The sequence below is a fragment of the Streptomyces sp. NPDC041108 genome, assembly GCF_055592645.1.
The window spans coordinates 204943-219250 of record NZ_JBVIYK010000006.1 but is presented as its reverse complement, the minus strand read 5'-3'; the positions used below and the strand labels follow the sequence as shown (position 1 = coordinate 219250).

General features: G+C 71.7%; 14 protein-coding genes. 7 read left to right on the top strand and 7 right to left on the bottom strand.

Translation table 11 applies throughout. The features are described from left to right. Positions 1-80 precede the first annotated feature (80 nt). The 3 genes from ACZ6BB_RS19085 to ACZ6BB_RS19075 all read right to left on the bottom strand — a co-directional run bounded on the left by ACZ6BB_RS19085 (position 81) and on the right by ACZ6BB_RS19075 (position 4257). A complete protein-coding gene (locus ACZ6BB_RS19085) occupies positions 81-1358 on the bottom strand; it encodes a DUF418 domain-containing protein (protein ID WP_471616335.1) in 1278 nt (425 codons plus the stop codon). 122 nt (positions 1359-1480) lie between these two features. After that, positions 1481-2605 carry a hypothetical protein gene (locus ACZ6BB_RS19080; RefSeq protein WP_471616334.1) on the bottom strand — a complete coding sequence of 375 codons (1125 nt, stop codon included), beginning with the start codon at positions 2603-2605 and terminating at the stop codon, positions 1481-1483. After that, a complete protein-coding gene (locus tag ACZ6BB_RS19075; RefSeq protein WP_471616333.1) occupies positions 2602-4257 on the bottom strand; it encodes a serine/threonine-protein kinase in 1656 nt (551 codons plus the stop codon). The genes ACZ6BB_RS19080 and ACZ6BB_RS19075 overlap by 4 nt, the downstream gene beginning before the upstream one ends. 188 nt (positions 4258-4445) lie before the next feature. Between ACZ6BB_RS19075 and ACZ6BB_RS19070 the strand changes: the two genes are divergently transcribed. Next, positions 4446-4670, top strand: a complete 225-nt coding sequence (locus ACZ6BB_RS19070) for a hypervirulence associated TUDOR domain-containing protein (protein ID WP_471616332.1) — start codon at positions 4446-4448, stop codon at positions 4668-4670. 16 nt (positions 4671-4686) lie between these two features. On the opposite strand, the gene ACZ6BB_RS19065 is transcribed toward ACZ6BB_RS19070, so the two are convergent. The 3 genes from ACZ6BB_RS19065 to chvE all read right to left on the bottom strand — a co-directional run bounded on the left by ACZ6BB_RS19065 (position 4687) and on the right by chvE (position 6818). After that, positions 4687-5163 carry an MSMEG_6728 family protein gene (locus tag ACZ6BB_RS19065; RefSeq protein ID WP_471616331.1) on the bottom strand — a complete coding sequence of 159 codons (477 nt, stop codon included), beginning with the start codon at positions 5161-5163 and terminating at the stop codon, positions 4687-4689. A 216-nt stretch (positions 5164-5379) separates the two neighbouring features. After that, the gene (locus ACZ6BB_RS19060) at positions 5380-5583 is read right to left on the bottom strand and encodes a DUF4287 domain-containing protein (protein WP_471616330.1); all 204 of its coding nucleotides are present in this window, start codon (positions 5581-5583) and stop codon (positions 5380-5382) included. 146 nt (positions 5584-5729) lie between these two features. Further along, entirely contained in the window at positions 5730-6818 is a 1089-nt protein-coding gene (chvE, locus tag ACZ6BB_RS19055) for a multiple monosaccharide ABC transporter substrate-binding protein (RefSeq protein WP_471616329.1), read from the bottom strand. A gap of 801 nt (positions 6819-7619) precedes the next feature. On the opposite strand from chvE, the gene ACZ6BB_RS19050 reads away from it, so the two are divergent. From ACZ6BB_RS19050 to ACZ6BB_RS19040, 3 genes are all read left to right on the top strand, one after another. After that, entirely contained in the window at positions 7620-8087 is a 468-nt protein-coding gene (locus ACZ6BB_RS19050) for a DUF5990 family protein (protein WP_471616328.1), read from the top strand. A gap of 292 nt (positions 8088-8379) precedes the next feature. Beyond that, positions 8380-8583 (top strand): cold-shock protein, encoded by a 204-nt coding sequence (locus ACZ6BB_RS19045; RefSeq protein ID WP_471616327.1) that lies wholly within the window; start codon positions 8380-8382, stop codon positions 8581-8583. Positions 8584-9417: 834 nt separating this feature from the next. Beyond that, positions 9418-9783 (top strand): helix-turn-helix domain-containing protein, encoded by a 366-nt coding sequence (locus ACZ6BB_RS19040; protein WP_471616326.1) that lies wholly within the window; start codon positions 9418-9420, stop codon positions 9781-9783. A gap of 3 nt (positions 9784-9786) precedes the next feature. Here ACZ6BB_RS19040 and ACZ6BB_RS19035 read toward each other — a convergent pair whose 3' ends face one another. Continuing rightward, a complete protein-coding gene (locus ACZ6BB_RS19035; protein WP_471616325.1) occupies positions 9787-10503 on the bottom strand; it encodes a polysaccharide deacetylase family protein in 717 nt (238 codons plus the stop codon). Between the two features lie 613 nt (positions 10504-11116). On the opposite strand from ACZ6BB_RS19035, the gene ACZ6BB_RS19030 reads away from it, so the two are divergent. From ACZ6BB_RS19030 to ACZ6BB_RS19020, 3 genes are read left to right on the top strand one after another with little or no spacing between them, the layout of a single operon-like run. Next, entirely contained in the window at positions 11117-12241 is a 1125-nt protein-coding gene (locus tag ACZ6BB_RS19030) for a sugar ABC transporter substrate-binding protein (RefSeq protein ID WP_471616324.1), read from the top strand. 22 nt (positions 12242-12263) lie between these two features. Further along, complete coding sequence (locus tag ACZ6BB_RS19025; RefSeq protein ID WP_471616323.1) at positions 12264-13040, top strand: ATP-binding cassette domain-containing protein; 777 nt, start codon at positions 12264-12266, stop codon at positions 13038-13040. Then, positions 13031-14293, top strand: coding sequence for a sugar ABC transporter permease (locus ACZ6BB_RS19020; protein ID WP_471616322.1), 1263 nt, complete (start codon positions 13031-13033; stop codon positions 14291-14293). The genes ACZ6BB_RS19025 and ACZ6BB_RS19020 overlap by 10 nt, the downstream gene beginning before the upstream one ends. Positions 14294-14308 lie beyond the last annotated feature (15 nt).

Genomic DNA, 14308 nt, shown 5'->3' with positions numbered 1-14308 from the left:
GTCCTGACCCGCCCCTCCCCCGGGGCCCGAGCGGGGCCGCGGCCACCACGGCCCGCGGCCCCGCTCGTCTCACGCCGGGCTCAGCGGACGGACTTCGCCAGTGTGGTGGCGCGGTTGAGGAGGTGTTCCAGTGGGCCCCGGCGGAAGTAGCGGGACCAGGCCGTCGCGAACAGTACGGCTCCGGCGATGAACGACAGCAGCAGCGTGGTGGAGGCGGACTCCGGTGGAGCGGCCGCTTCGCCGGGGAGGGCGAGGATCACCAGGATGTGGCCCACGTAGAGGGTCAGCGACATGGTCCCGACGGCGATGACCGGGGTCGCCGCCCGGCCCAGCCACGGCAGCCGGTCCAGGGCCACCGTCAGGCACAGGAGCACGGTGATCGCGATGCCCAGGCTGCCGATCAGGTCGAACGTGGAACCACTGTGCGGCTCGGCCGCCAGCAGCCCCCACGCGTCGGAGCCCCACAGTCCCCCGCCGACCGGCATGTCGAAGGACGCCGCCGCCGCTGCGCCGGAGTCCTTCATGGCCTCGAAATCCTCCGGGGAAGGCATCCCGGACATGATCTTCCGGTCGCCCCCGGACACCCGCAGCACCAGCCATGAGAGGCCGTACCCGAACGCGATCAGCGCCGGACCGACCACCGCCAGCCGTCGCCGTACCGCGCCGGAGGCCAGATCCAGCCGGCCCAGCGCCATGCCGGTGACGACGAACGTCATCCAGGTGATCGCCGGGTAGAGACCGGTGAGCAACAGGTCGAGCACGCCGACGCCGGAGAGGCGGGCGATCGGGTCGTAGGAGTCGATGGTGCGCACGAGCGACTCGGTGAGCAGCGCCCGCAGGGCGAACGCCATCTGCGGCGTGACGACCGCGAGCGCGACGGCGATGGTCGCGAGCGTCCCGGCCCGCAGCCGCAGCAGGGGCAGGGCCAGCAGGAAGTACACGGCGTAGAAGTTGAGGATGCCGGCGCCGCCGAAGTTCGTCATCGCCAGCGCGACGCCCAGCGCCAGCAGGACCACGGCCCTGATCACGATCCGGGCCCTCGCCTGCCGGCCGGCCAGGCCGGTCTTCGGTTCCAGGCGGCCCGCGATCAGTGTCAGCGAGAACCCGGCGAGGGTGGCGAACAGCGCGGAGGCGCGGCCGCTCGCCAGGCCCAGGAACCAGTCGCCGACGCCGCCCCCAGGCGTCGGGAAGGGGCCCACGTGCACGGCGAACATCCCGAACACGGCCAGTGCGCGGGCCAGGTCCACGGCGACCAGCCGAGCCGTCGGCGCGGCGCGTTCCGCGACCGTGCCGGACCCGCGCGCGGGCGCGGGTAAGGAGGGCGGAGGCGGCTTCTCGGTGCTTTCGATCTCGGTCACCGGGCCTACGTTGCCGAGGCAGGTGGGGGCCGACCACCCCGCATCCCACGGGAGTCGCCCCGCCGGTCGGCTGTCGCGACCCCGCCGGTCGGCGGGGCGGCGGGGCCGGCCGGTTCACCCCGTCAGGCGCAGTTGTATGTGACCGGGACGGAGACCGTCCGCCGGGACGGGGAGAGGATGCGCAGTTCGGCGCGGGCTTCCTGGCGCCCCTTGCCCTGGAACGTCCACAGCAGGTGCAGGCGCGCCTGTCGCTGGTCCCGGACCAGTACTTCGCGCAGGACGCCCGAGGCGGTGCCGTCGCTGCGGATCCAGCGGTAGGAGAGTGTGCCCGGACGGCCGTTCGTCCCGACAAGGCCGACGATGTCCGCGGTGGCGTCGCACCCCAGGACCTTCGGCTCGACCGTGACCGCCACCGTCCTCACCTGGACGGAGGGGCCGAGGCGCTGCCAGGCGAGGAGGGCGAGGACGCAGAGCAGCACCAGGGCGGGCAGGGCGTGCCGGCGCAGCCGTCTTCGCCGGGGTACGTGGACCGGTGGCACCACGGGCAGCGTCCGGTGGGTGCGGTGCACGACCTCGGCGGTCACTCCCGGGCCGAAGCGCAGCAGGGTGCCTTCGACACGATCGGGTGGTGTCGGCCCCGCTCCCGGCTCTGCCCCCGGCCCCGGCCCCGGCTCCGTGAAGAGCATCGTCGGGGGCTCGGCCGCGGGCCGTGTCGGGGACTCTTCGACCAGCGTGTCACCGGACTCGGGCCGCTGGATCCAGTGGCTGGCCAGCACGGTGGCGCTGTACGCGGCGTCGTCGGAGGCGGGACCGCCACTCGGGGGACGGGCGTCGACGGGTTCGAGAAGGACGGTGGCACCGTGCTCGTCGGCGGGGCCGAGATCGACGGTGACGCCATGTTCATCGGCGGATCCGAGATCGACGGTGACGCCATGTTCGTCGGCGGGGCCGAACCGGACGGTCGTGCCCTGCACCCCGGCCGCACCGAGCCGGACCGTGGCGCCGTGCTCGTCGGCGGGGCCGAGACGCACGGTGCCTTGCTCCCTGGCCGCACCGAGCCGGACGGTGGTGCCGTGCTCGTCGACCGGATCGAGATGGACGGTAGCCGCCTGTTCCCCGGCCGAGTCGAACCGGACCGTGGTCCCCTGCTCCCCGGCCGGTCCCAGCACCTCGGTCGGCTCCGCGTCGTCGGAAGCCGCCGGAGGCCAGTCCTGCGGCCCAAGCGGCCCGTTCGGAGGCGCGGTCACCGGATCTCGCACTGTCTGGTCAGCAGCTGCTGCGACGCGCCGCCGTCGGCGGAGGCGGGGCTGGTCGTGCCCTGGACCGCCCAGTAGCAGCCCCCGCGTCCGAAGCTGTGTTCGACGGTGACCGTGTACCGCGTCGCTCCGGCGCGCTGGAAGGTCTGGGCCGCACCGTCCGCGGCGCCGAGCTGTCCGAAGGTGTCGCCCTTGAAGAACGAGACGGTGACGGAGACCGGCCCGGTGCCGTCCGCGGTGATCTCGACGGTCGACGTGGCGGTCGTGAGACCCGTCTGCCGGAAGGCCGACACCGTGACGTCCTTGACGGCCGTGGCGGCGGGCGCGGAGGGGGCCGACGTCGTCGGCGCCGGCGTGCTCTCCGTGTCGCCGGGCGGCGTCGTCCCCGGGTCCCCGGTCGAGGTGGCGGAGGCCGACGGCTCCCCCGTGTCGGTGGCCGTCGGTGCCGAGGGCGACAGACCGGGTGACGCCGACGCGTCGGCCGACTCGGTCGGGGACGAGGACGAGGACGGGGAGGCCGAGGAGGGCTCGGCGGTGGGCCCCGACGTGTCCGTACCGGGTCCGGCGCTGGTGGTGGCCAGGGCCTGGGCCGCCTCCTGCGGGGCCGCTCCCGGGGCGTACTGGATGCCGTAGGTCAGGAGAACGCCCAGGAGCGCGGCGGCCCCGGAGACGAGCATCCCGGGCCGGCCGGGCCGCCAGGACCGCGCCCAGCCCCGGCCCGACCCCTGGCTCAGCACCGTACGCGCGGTGTCCGTGCTGCTCCGGGGGCCACCGCGGGCCGAGGGCAGCAGCAGGGGCAGCAGCGCCACCAGCGCGGCGAGGCGGCCCCGACCGCGTTCCTCCCAGTCGGGCCCGTAGGCACCGCCGGCGACGGCCTCCAGATCCGTGACGAACGCCCCGACCTCCGCGGGCCGCTCGTCCGGGTCCTTGGCCAGCCCCCGCCGCACCATGTCCCGCAGGGGTTCGGGGACCTCACCCGCGGGGACGGGCGCGTCGATGTGCTGCAGGGCGAGTTCGGCGAGGTTGTCCCCCGCGTACGGCTTGTGGCCCGTCAGACACTCGAAGAACGTGGCCGTGGCCGCGTACACGTCGGCGGCGGGCGAGGCGGGCGCGCCCGTCCACTGCTCCGGGGCCATGTAGGACGGCGTTCCCGCCACACCGGCGCTGGTGCCCGCGTCCACCGCGATCCCGAAGTCCACGAGCTTGGACTCCCCGTCGGGGACGACCAGGACGTTCTCCGGCTTGTAGTCGCGGTGGACGACGCCGACGCGGTGCGCGTCGGCGAGGCCGAGCAGCGATCCCTTGAGGATGACGAGCGCGGCCTCGGGATCGAGCGGGCCCTGCCTGGAGAGCAGAGTCCGCAGGGAGACGCCGTCCACCAGCTCCATCACGATCGCGGCGCCGTGCGGGCTCTCCACGTACTCGTACAGGCCGGTCACGTGCGGGCTGTGCAGTCCGCCGAGCAGCCGCGCCTCGGCCCGGAAGTCGCGCACGAAGCCCGGCCGGGTGCGCAGGGGCTCGCTGAGGTACTTCACCGCGACCGGGACACCGGTCTCCTCGTGCACGGCGAGTACGACCCGCCCGCTCGCCCCGGACCCGAGTTCGAGTGACTCGGTGTATCCGGGCACCGCCCATGTGTTCATTCCACCCCCAAGGCCGCCGTGCGCCGCCGTCCCGCCCGCTCCCGTGGGACCGGGCCGCGTGGAGAGTGAGACACATTTTCGGCCATGGCGGTTGCGGTACGCCAGCCATGTGTTCGAAACGGTCCCTGAGGGTCGTTTTCGGACACTTCCGCCGGGGCACTCGCGAGCTGACCCGCAGGAGGTGCCGCATGGCCGGGAAGCGACAGCCGCGCAAGGGCGACCGAGTGGCGTGGAAGAGTCACGGGTCCGAGGCCACGGGCAAGGTCGAGCAGAAGATCACCGAGCGGACCGAGGCGGGCGGACGCACCGTCGACGCCTCCGCCGAGGACCCTCAGTACCTGGTCCGCAGCGACAAGTCCGGCCGCACGGCCGTACACCGGCCGCAGGCGCTGCGCGGCAGGAAGAAGGGGTGACGCCCGCACCGGGCGGTCAGCGGGAGACCGCTTCCCGGTCGGACGCCGGCCACACGTACGGCAGGTCGTCGGGTACGCCGGGGAAGGATCCCGCGTAGAGGTCCGGGTCCTTGCGCAGCAGCGCGGAGCGGTGGCTGCGGTGGAAGGCGTCGTCGCCGAGCCAGGGCGGCAGCTCCCCGGCGGCCGCCAGCCGCGCCTGGTCCCGGGTCGTGGCGCCCGGCCGGAACGCCGTGAGATCGGTGACCAGGGTGGCCGCGCAGGTGTCCCGGTGGCCCTGCTCGCACCACACCGCGCAGATCTCCAGCCCGTACCGGACCAGCGCCTCCTCGTACCCCGCCCACATACGCACCGCCGGATGCCGCCGCCAGCCGTACCCCGGCCGGACCAGCCCGCGCAGCACCTGCAGCGCCTCGACCCGCTGTTTGCCGAGCCGGCGACGGTCCAGGGCCTGTGCCGAGGCCCGGAAATCGGGATAGGGCAGGAAGGTCTGCATGCCGTCGCCCCTCTCTGCGCGCGCCGACCACCGTGGTCCCGGTGATCCGCGGGATCCGGATGATGCGCGGGATCCGGGTGATCCGGGTGATCCGGGTGATCCGGTCGCCGGACCTAGCGGCGGGTACCCGCCCACGGGCACACGAAGGCCGTATATCAGGACATCACGCATACCGCATACCGGTCCACAGGAACGGCGGCGCGGCGGAGCCCTCACTCACCCTTCGGCGAGCGTGTGGGCGACGAGGGCGTTGGCGTGGCCGTGACCCAGGCCGTGCTCGCTCTTGAGCCAGGCGACGAGTTCCATGTGCCTGGTGAGCGGCGAGGCCCGGATCATGTCCTGCCACTCGGCGATGGGACGGCCGTACTTCTTCTCGATCGAGGGGAAGTAGGCGGCAGGGCCCTTCACGGGTGCGGTCATGTCGGTCGCGTCCTTTCGGTCGGTCCGCCGAGCGCCACGTCTGTCGGCGCGCAGCGGCACGTGGCGGCACGTGTCGTCGGTCATGACCGGCGGGGGCGCCGGAAGTGAGCGGCCTCCCTACGTGATCCGGGTCACTCGGCCCCGGTCTACTTGAGCTCCTCCTCCGTGTAGAGGTCGCTCGCGGCCAGGACGTACTCGTAGTTGGACTTGTCGACGCTGATCGGCTGGAGCAGGTACGCGGGCACGGCCTTGACGCCGTTCTTGTACGCCCTTCTGTTGTTCAGCTCCGGCGTCTCCCCGTTGAGGATGTCGTCGGCCATGTTCGCGGCCCTGCCGGCGAGCTGGCGGAGATCCTTGAAGACGGTCTGCGACTGCTCACCCGCGATGATCGACTTCACCGAGGCCAGTTCGGCGTCCTGCCCGGTGATGACCGGCAGGGGCTTGGCGGCGGTGCCGTAACCGGCCGCCTTCAGCGCGGTGATGATGCCGATCGAGATGCCGTCGTACGGCGACAGCACCGCGTCGACCCGCCGGTTCCCGTACGACTGGGAGAGGACCTGGGTCATGCGCTTCTGCGCGGTGGGCCCGTCCCAGCGCAGCGTGGTGATCTTCTCCATGTCGGTCAGGCCGGACCTGACCACCAGCTGCTTGTTGTCCAGATACGGCTGGAGCAGGTGCATCGCGCCGTCGAAGAAGAACTTGGTGTTGTTGTCGTCGGGCGAGCCGGCGAACAGTTCGATGTTGAACGGGCCCTCGCCGTCCTCCAGGCCGAGCTTCTCGATGATGTGGCGGGCCTGGAGCCGGCCGACCTGCTCGTTGTCGAACGAGACGTAGTAGTCGACGTTCCTGGTGCCGAGGATGAGGCGGTCGTAGGAGATCACGGGGATCTTCGCGGCGGCGGCGCGTTCGAGCGCGCCGTTGAGCGACTTGTTGTCGATGGCCGCGATGATCAGCGCGTCGACGCCCTGCTTGATCAGCTTCTCGATCTGCGCGACCTGGGTCTGCGGGTTGTCCTCACCGTAGAGCAGCTCGGTCTTGTACCCCTTGCCCTGAAGGTCCTCGACGACGCTCTTGCCGTCGGTGAGCCAGCGCTCGGAGGCCCGTGTGGGCATGGCGATGCCGATGGTGCCGCGCTCGGAGCTGCTCTGGCTGGTCTCGCCGCCGCAGGCCGACAGGGTGAGCGCGAGCGAGACCGCTCCGGCGAGGGTGGCAAGCGCGGCTCTTCGGTTGGGCATGGTGATCGTTCCCTGTTCCTTGTCGTCGTCGAGACGGACCGAACGTCAGGTGGAGCGGCGCCGGCCGCGGAGGATCCGCCCTGCGTCCTCGCGATTCCGCCTCGGCACCGGTGGGCGGGGGGACGGGACGCGCCGGGTCATCGCGGATCGCGTCGCCCGGCACCTCGGTCGAGCCGGTGCCCGGACGCGTCGGCGCCCCGGGGCCCGTCGGCAGTCGTGGTCCCGCTGCCCGCGTGCACCTGGACAGGGATGGGGCTGTGCCACGGCATCCCGGCCACGTCCGTCCTGACTCCGGTGCTGCGCAGGGCACTTGCCTTTCCCGTCGTTCGAAATCTCGTCACATGGTCGGAAGATTGGCGAGATTGGCGTGACATTAGGAGCGGATGTGCCGGGTGTCAACGGAACGCACACAAACGCTTTCCCGTGGCTGTCCGCCGAAGAGAACCGGGGTGTGGTTCTCGGCGACGTCCAGCATGGGCCACGGCGCCCGCGCCAGGACGTCGCGATCCGGCCGATCTCGACCATGGCGGCGCGTCGGCCAACTGGCCTCCACAGCCGGGACGTTGCCGTGTCACGGCGGTGCCACGGCAACGCCCTCAAGGGAGGACGGGTACGGCTGCGGCACGGAGAAGGCGTCCGGACTCCGGGAAGGCGAAGGGAGTCGGCGGCTCGTTCCGGAACGGCAAGGTCACATGCCTCGCCCCCGGCACGTACCTCGTGTCCGTACCCGGCGAGGACGACCAGCAGCCACGGCATCGCGACCACCCTCCGCGGCGACCACCGAGCGGGAAGATGGGCGTCATGCGCATCCGCATCGACGCAGTCGACCTTCCCGGCCGTACCCGCCCCGCCTCCGCCGACGGCAGAGTCCCCGCGTACGACAACCTCCATGTCGCGGTGCAGCGCCGCGACCGTCCGGCCGAACTCCTCGACCCGCAGCCCGGCGACGCCCCGTCAGCGAGCTGGACCCTGGAGTGCACCCCGGGTGCGTCAGCGGCCGGCGGCGGGATCAGCGGGCCTCATGTGCAGCACCGCCTGGGACGGCGGTTCGTCTACCTGTCATGGGGCACGGTCGACGAGTCGGGCACCTTCACGATGTTCCGCCGCGCCAAGCTCATGCTCGACGTGATCCCCGCCGATGTCCTCGCCGCCGCCGAGCGCGACGGACTGCTGGTCGGGCGCCTCGGCCTGACCGACCCCCAGGGCGGGCCCCTGTGCGCCCGGGTCGAGCCGCCGCTCATCACCTGGACGGCTGAACGGGCGGACTAGCGAAACGGGTCGGCGACGGAGCCGGTGACGGCGGCCGGGGCGGAAACCGCACGCACGCGGGGCAATATCTGTAGCCGCGAGAACAGATAGAGACGGGGCGCGCGACAAGTATTCCTCGGTTCCCGACCGGAACGGAATTCTGGGTCGTTCAGGGCCCGCCGTGCCGTGCTAACGTCGTTGGCAGTTGCAGGTGTGATTACCAGTAGGTTCATTTCCCGACGGGTAGATCAACACGGCGACGCGGAATTGGCACAGGGCGAATTCCGGACTTCGTCTCCGAAGGAGAAATGACATGGCTACTGGCACCGTGAAGTGGTTCAACGCGGAAAAGGGCTTCGGCTTCATCGAGCAGGACGGCGGCGGCCCCGACGTCTTCGCCCACTACTCGAACATCGCCGCCCAGGGCTTCCGCGAGCTGCAGGAAGGCCAGAAGGTGTCGTTCGACATCGCGCAGGGCCAGAAGGGCCCGACGGCCGAGAACATCGCCACCGCCTGACACCCGCGGCAACACGTTCTCCAGCAGCTGGGGCCCGCACCTTGAGGTGCGGGCCCCAGCTCGTCGCGTTTTCCGATCCTCCCGGCCACACCCCTGACAGGCCGAACAATTCCCTGCCAGGCCCAGCAATTCGCTGCCAGGCCCCGCAATTCCCTGCCGGCCCGGGGCACGTCCCCGTCGGGCCGGGCACTTGCCGCCCGGACGGGCACTCTGCCGCCCCACCGGATCACTGATGTGATCCCGCTCGGCGCGACCCGTACGGCATTCGGACCGTTTTCCCGCGCCGCCGCCGTCCCACGCCCCCGCCCCGCCGCCGCGCCCGCTTTCCGTCGCGGCCCCGGGCAGGTGCCGTCGCTGCCCCGGGCAGGCGATCCGGCCCGCACCCCGCCCCCGTCGGCCACTCGGCGCCGCCGTGACGGACCGCAGGCCATCCATCACCCCTGGTCACAGGCAATCTGTGCCGCCGGACGGCTGAAATCTGTCTTCGCCACTGTAGACATTGGCCTTCGATGCGACTAACCTCTGTCTCGTTGAGACGGTCTGGCGACCTGCCGGACACGGAACGGCAAGGTCGCAGTACACGAGCAAGAACGGAGGAGACGCCATCAGGATCGCCCGGCCCGAGGAACACTCGGCCCGGGTACCGCAAGACCCCGGATGGGAAGGTGGTCTCCGGTCAAGCAGCCGCGATCCCCGCACCCCCCTTCGTCAGGGCTGGTAGCGGAAACAGAAGGTCGGCACAGCACGAGAGCCGACAGATGGTGTTGAATTTCCTTCGGGGCCCTGGTGCCGTACGGCGCCAGGGCCCCTCGACGCGTTGCACTACGAGGTGACATGACAGCAGACAACCCCCTCAGCGATCGCCTGGACGACGACGACTACCCCGCGTACACGATGGGGCGGGCCGCCGCGATGCTCGGCAGCACTCCGGCCTTCCTGCGCGCCCTCGGTGAGGCACGGCTGATCACGCCGCTGCGCTCGGAGGGCGGACACCGCCGCTACTCGCGCTACCAGTTGCGCATCGCCGCGCGAGCGCGCGAACTCGTCGACCGGGGCACCCCGATCGAAGCCGCCTGCCGCATCGTCATCCTTGAGGACCAGTTGGAGGAAGCGCAGCGCCTCAACGCCGAGTACCGCCGCCACGCCGGGCACGAAGCACCCGACGGCTCGGTCTCCGGTGCGGCGCCCGGTTCCGGCTGACGGTCACGGCCGGTAGGCGGCACGGTTGTGGTACGTGACCTTTCCGCTGGGCAGCTTGGCCGGAGCGAAGAGCTGATCGACGGTCACGAAGTGGAAGCCGCGGTCCTCGAGGGCTCTGATGATGCCGGGCACGGCGTCGACCGTCGTCCGGTGGATGTCGTGCATGAGGACGATGTCACCGGGCCTGGTCTGCGCGTCGACGTACTTGATGAGCCGGGCGGAGTCGCGGTACTTCCAGTCGAGGGTGTCGACGCTCCAGTGCACCAGCGGCCGTCCGGCGGCCGAGCGAACCGCCGCGTTGTGAGCGCCGTAGGGGGCACGGAACGTGGTGGGCTTCTTGCCGGTCGCCTGCTTGATCGCCGCGTCCGTACGGGAGAGCTGTGACTTGATCTTGGTGGCGCTGAGCCTGGTCAGATCGGCGTGGTCCCAGCTGTGGTTGCCTATCTGGTGACCGGCGAGCGCGGCGGTGTTCATCGTCGAGGGGTTTCTCTGGACGTTCACGCCGACGGCGTAGAAGGTCGCTTTGACGTCCCGCTCCTTCAGGAGGCGCAGCAGTCGCTGGGTGTCGGCGACCGGCCCGTCGTCGAAGGTGAGGGCGACGCACTTGACCTTGCGGCAGTCGACGGCCCGGGGTGCGGCCGAGGCGGATGTGGCGGTACCGACCAGTGTGGTGCCGCACAGGGCTGTGGTGATGGCCGAGATGACGAGGCGTCGTTGCATCAGGTCCTCCGGTGTCGATGAACTTCCCTTGTGAGCAGGTGACTTGCCTCGTAAGACACACGTGACGCGGCCTTGGATGTACACGGGAAGCGGAAGGGAACAGACCGGAGCGAAGCGGGTCGGAGCGGATCGAAGAGGCCGGCGTCACGGGGGCAGCCGGGCCGGCGCCGGGGACGGCGGCTCCTCCGCTGCCGCCACCGGCGCGGAAGTGGGGCTCGGGGCACCGGAGTCGGTGCCCCGAGCCGCCGGGCGCGGCCAGGCGTGACGTGCCGCGCGCCGACGAACCGCGCGCACCCGGCGGGTGCTCGCCACCTCGCGGCCCCGTCGCCCGGCCTCGGCCCGGTCGGCCCGGTCGGCGCGCGCGGCCGCCCTCGGGCCGGGCTCCCGGCCTCGGGCCGGGAGCCGGACACCCGCCACCTGCGGGACGCATCCCGCGTTCTTCGCCCATCGGGCCGCGCCCCCTGCCCCCACGGCCCACCCGTGCACGCGGGACACGCAGCGCGCCCTCCCGAGGACCCCGGACCGCACTGGACCGCGACCGCGGCTTGACTACGCTGAATGAAAGGCATCCATAGCGGGTTAAGATCGGGCAAATATCCCTAAGGAACCGAACATGGGTCTCGGTATCGGCCGGTCGGCCGTGCAGCGAAGGTCCCTCAGCCGGACGGCGGCGGCGGCCGTGGTCGCCGTCGGCCTCGTCCTGACCGGGGCGTGCGGCGGGGACGAGGGCAGCGGGAGCGGGAGCGGGGGTGACGACCTCACCGTCGGCGTGCTGCTCCCGGGCGGCGGAGCCTCTCGCTTCGGACAGTTCGACAGACCCCTGATCGAGAAGAGGCTGAAGGAGCTGTGCCCGGGCTGCCCGGCGGCCTCCGTCGCCGCCACGGCCGAGCCGGCGGTCCAGCGGCAGCAGCTGGACGCCATGATCACCCGGGGGGTCGACGTGCTGATCGTCGCCGCCGTCGACCCCAAGGCGCTGCGTTCCTCGGTCGAGGCCGCGGACCGGGCCGGCATCCCGGTCGTCGCCTACGACCGGCTCGCCCAGGGGCCCATCTCCGGCTACGTCACCTTCGACGGGGAGACCGTCGGCAGGCTCCAGGGCGAAGCCCTCCTCAAGGCCATGGGCCCCGAGGCGGACGGCGGGCAGATCGTCATGATGAACGGCGCCACCACCGACCCCAACGCCGGCTGGTACAAGCGCGGCGCGCTCTCCGTCCTGGAGGGCAAGGTGAAGATCGGCAAGTCGTACGACACCGTCGGATGGCGACCGGAGAACGCCTACGTCAACATGAGCGGCGCCATCTCCGCCCTGGGCGCGAACAACATCGACGGTGTCCTGGCCGCCAACGACAGCCTCGCCGGCGCCGTGGTCTCCGCCTTCGGCGCCAGCGGGGTCAGCCCGCCACCGCCCGTCACCGGACAGGACGCGGACCTCGCGGCCGCGCGGCGCATCGTCGCGGGCGACCAGTACATGACCGTCTACAAGCCGTTCAAGCCGGCGGCCGACGCCGCCGCCGAGATGGCGGTCGCGCTGGGGCGCGGCGAGAGCGTCGACCCCATCGCCACCGGAACCGTCGACAGCCCCACCGACCAGGACATCCCGGCGGTCCTGCTCCCGTCGGTCCCGGTGACGGCCGGGAACATCGAGGACACTCTGGTCAAGGACGGTATGTACACCATCGCCCAGATCTGCACCCCGAAGCTCCGGCCCGCCTGCGACAAGGCCGGACTCAGCCCGTGAGCCGCACCCAGGAGGTGGCCCGGTGGTTCAGCCCTTGCTGGCCCTGCGTGGCGTGTCCAAGCGCTTCGCCGCCGTCCAGGCGCTGGTGGACGTCGAACTGGAGATCAGGGCCGGGGAGGTGGTCGCCCTGGTGGGCGACAACGCGGCCGGGAAGTCCACCCTGGTCAAGGTGATCTCCGGGGTCGGGCCCGCCGACCGGGGCGTCATCGAGTGGGAGGGCACCGCCGTCCAGATCCGCCGCCCCCAGGACGCCCAGCTCCTCGGCATCGCGGCCGTCTACCAGGACCTCGCGATGTGCGGGAACCTCGACGTCGTCGGCAACCTCTTCCTCGGCCGGGAGATCCACCGGTACGGCGTCCTCGACGAGGTGGAGATGGAGCGCCGGACCCGTGAGCTGCTGCGCACCCTCTCCATCCGCATCCCCGATGTGCGGGTGCCGCTCGCCACGCTGTCCGGCGGACAGCGCCAGGTCGTCGCGATCACCCGCTCGTTCATCAGCGCGCCCCGTCTGCTGCTGCTCGACGAACCCACCGCCTCCCTGGGCCTCGAACAGACCAACCAGCTCCTCGACCTCATCGAGGAGCTGCGCGACCGGGGCACCGGGGTGCTCCTCATCAGCCACAACATGGGGGACATCAAGGCCGTCGCCGACCGGATCGCCGTCCTGCGCCTCGGCCGCAACAACGGTCTGTTCAACGTGAGCACGACCTCCCAGGAGCAGATCATCTCCTCCATCACCGGCGCGGTGGACAACACCGCCGACCATCGGACCACCGACCCGGAGGAGACATGGCCGTGAGGGGGAGCGGCCGGGACGACGACGGGGAGACGGAGAGCCGGCGGGAGAGCGGACGCCGGTGGTACGGCGACCGCCCCCGCGCGTACGCCCGTGCCGTGCGCCGCAGGGTGCACGCGGGCGGGCTGGGCCCGGCGCCGGCCCTGCTCGCTCTCGCCGTGACCTGGACCGTCTTCCAGAGCCTCAACGAGAACTTCCTCTCGCCGCGCAACCTGTCCGTCCTCAGCGTGGAGATCGTCGGCACCGGCATGGTCGCCGTCGGCGTCGTCTTCGTGCTGCTGATCGGCGAACTCGATCTCTCGGTGGGCTCGTTGGCCGGGCTCTCCGGTGCCATGTTCGCGGCACTGAACGTGAACCACGGCATGCCGGAAGGGCTCGCCGTGCTCGTCGCGGTGGGCTGCGGGGCCGCTGCCGGGGCCCTCCACGGGTTCATCTTCACCCGGATCGGTGTGCCCGCGTTCGTGGTCACCCTGGCGGGTCTGCTGGCCTGGAACGGCCTGATGCTCTACCTGCTGGGACCGGAGAGCTCCATCAGCTTCAGCGACGACGGGCTGGTCGCCGAGCTGACCACCCGGTCCTTCGGCTCCCCGGCCGTCACCTACGGCCTGGCGGCGCTCGGCCCGGCCGTGTACCTCCTGCTGTGCCACCGCGACCGGCGGCGCCGCGCCGCCGCCGGGATGCCCTGCCGGGCGAGGGGCGAGATCTGGATGCGTGCGGCGCTGCTCGCGGCGGTCTCGTTCGCCACGGTCTTCGTGCTGGACCGGTTCGAGGGGCTGCCGCTCGCGCTGCTGATCTTCCTCGGGGTCATCGTCGCCTCGGACCTCCTGCTGCGCCGCACGGTGTACGGCCGGCAGGTCCTCGCGCTGGGCAGCGGCGTGGAGGCGGCGCGGCGGTCCGGCGTCGACGTCTCGCGCGTACGGATCTCGGTGTTCCTGGTGTCGGGGACCCTGGCCGCGGTCGGCGGTCTGTTCGTCGCCTCCCGGCTCACCTCGGCGACCCAGGTCCCGGGCTCCGGCATGCTGCTGATCAACGCCATCGCCGCCGCCGTCATCGGCGGCACCAGTCTCTTCGGAGGGCGCGGCTCGACCTGGTCGGCGCTGCTGGGGGTGCTCATCATCCAGTCGATCGCCTCGGGCATGGCCCTGCTGGGGGTCCAGCCGGCGGTGCAGTTCATGATCACCGGCGGGGTGCTGCTCATCGCGGTGGTCTTCGACTCGCTGGCCCGCCGCGCGGCGGAGTCCCGGGGGCGGGCCTGACGGCACCCGGGGCCG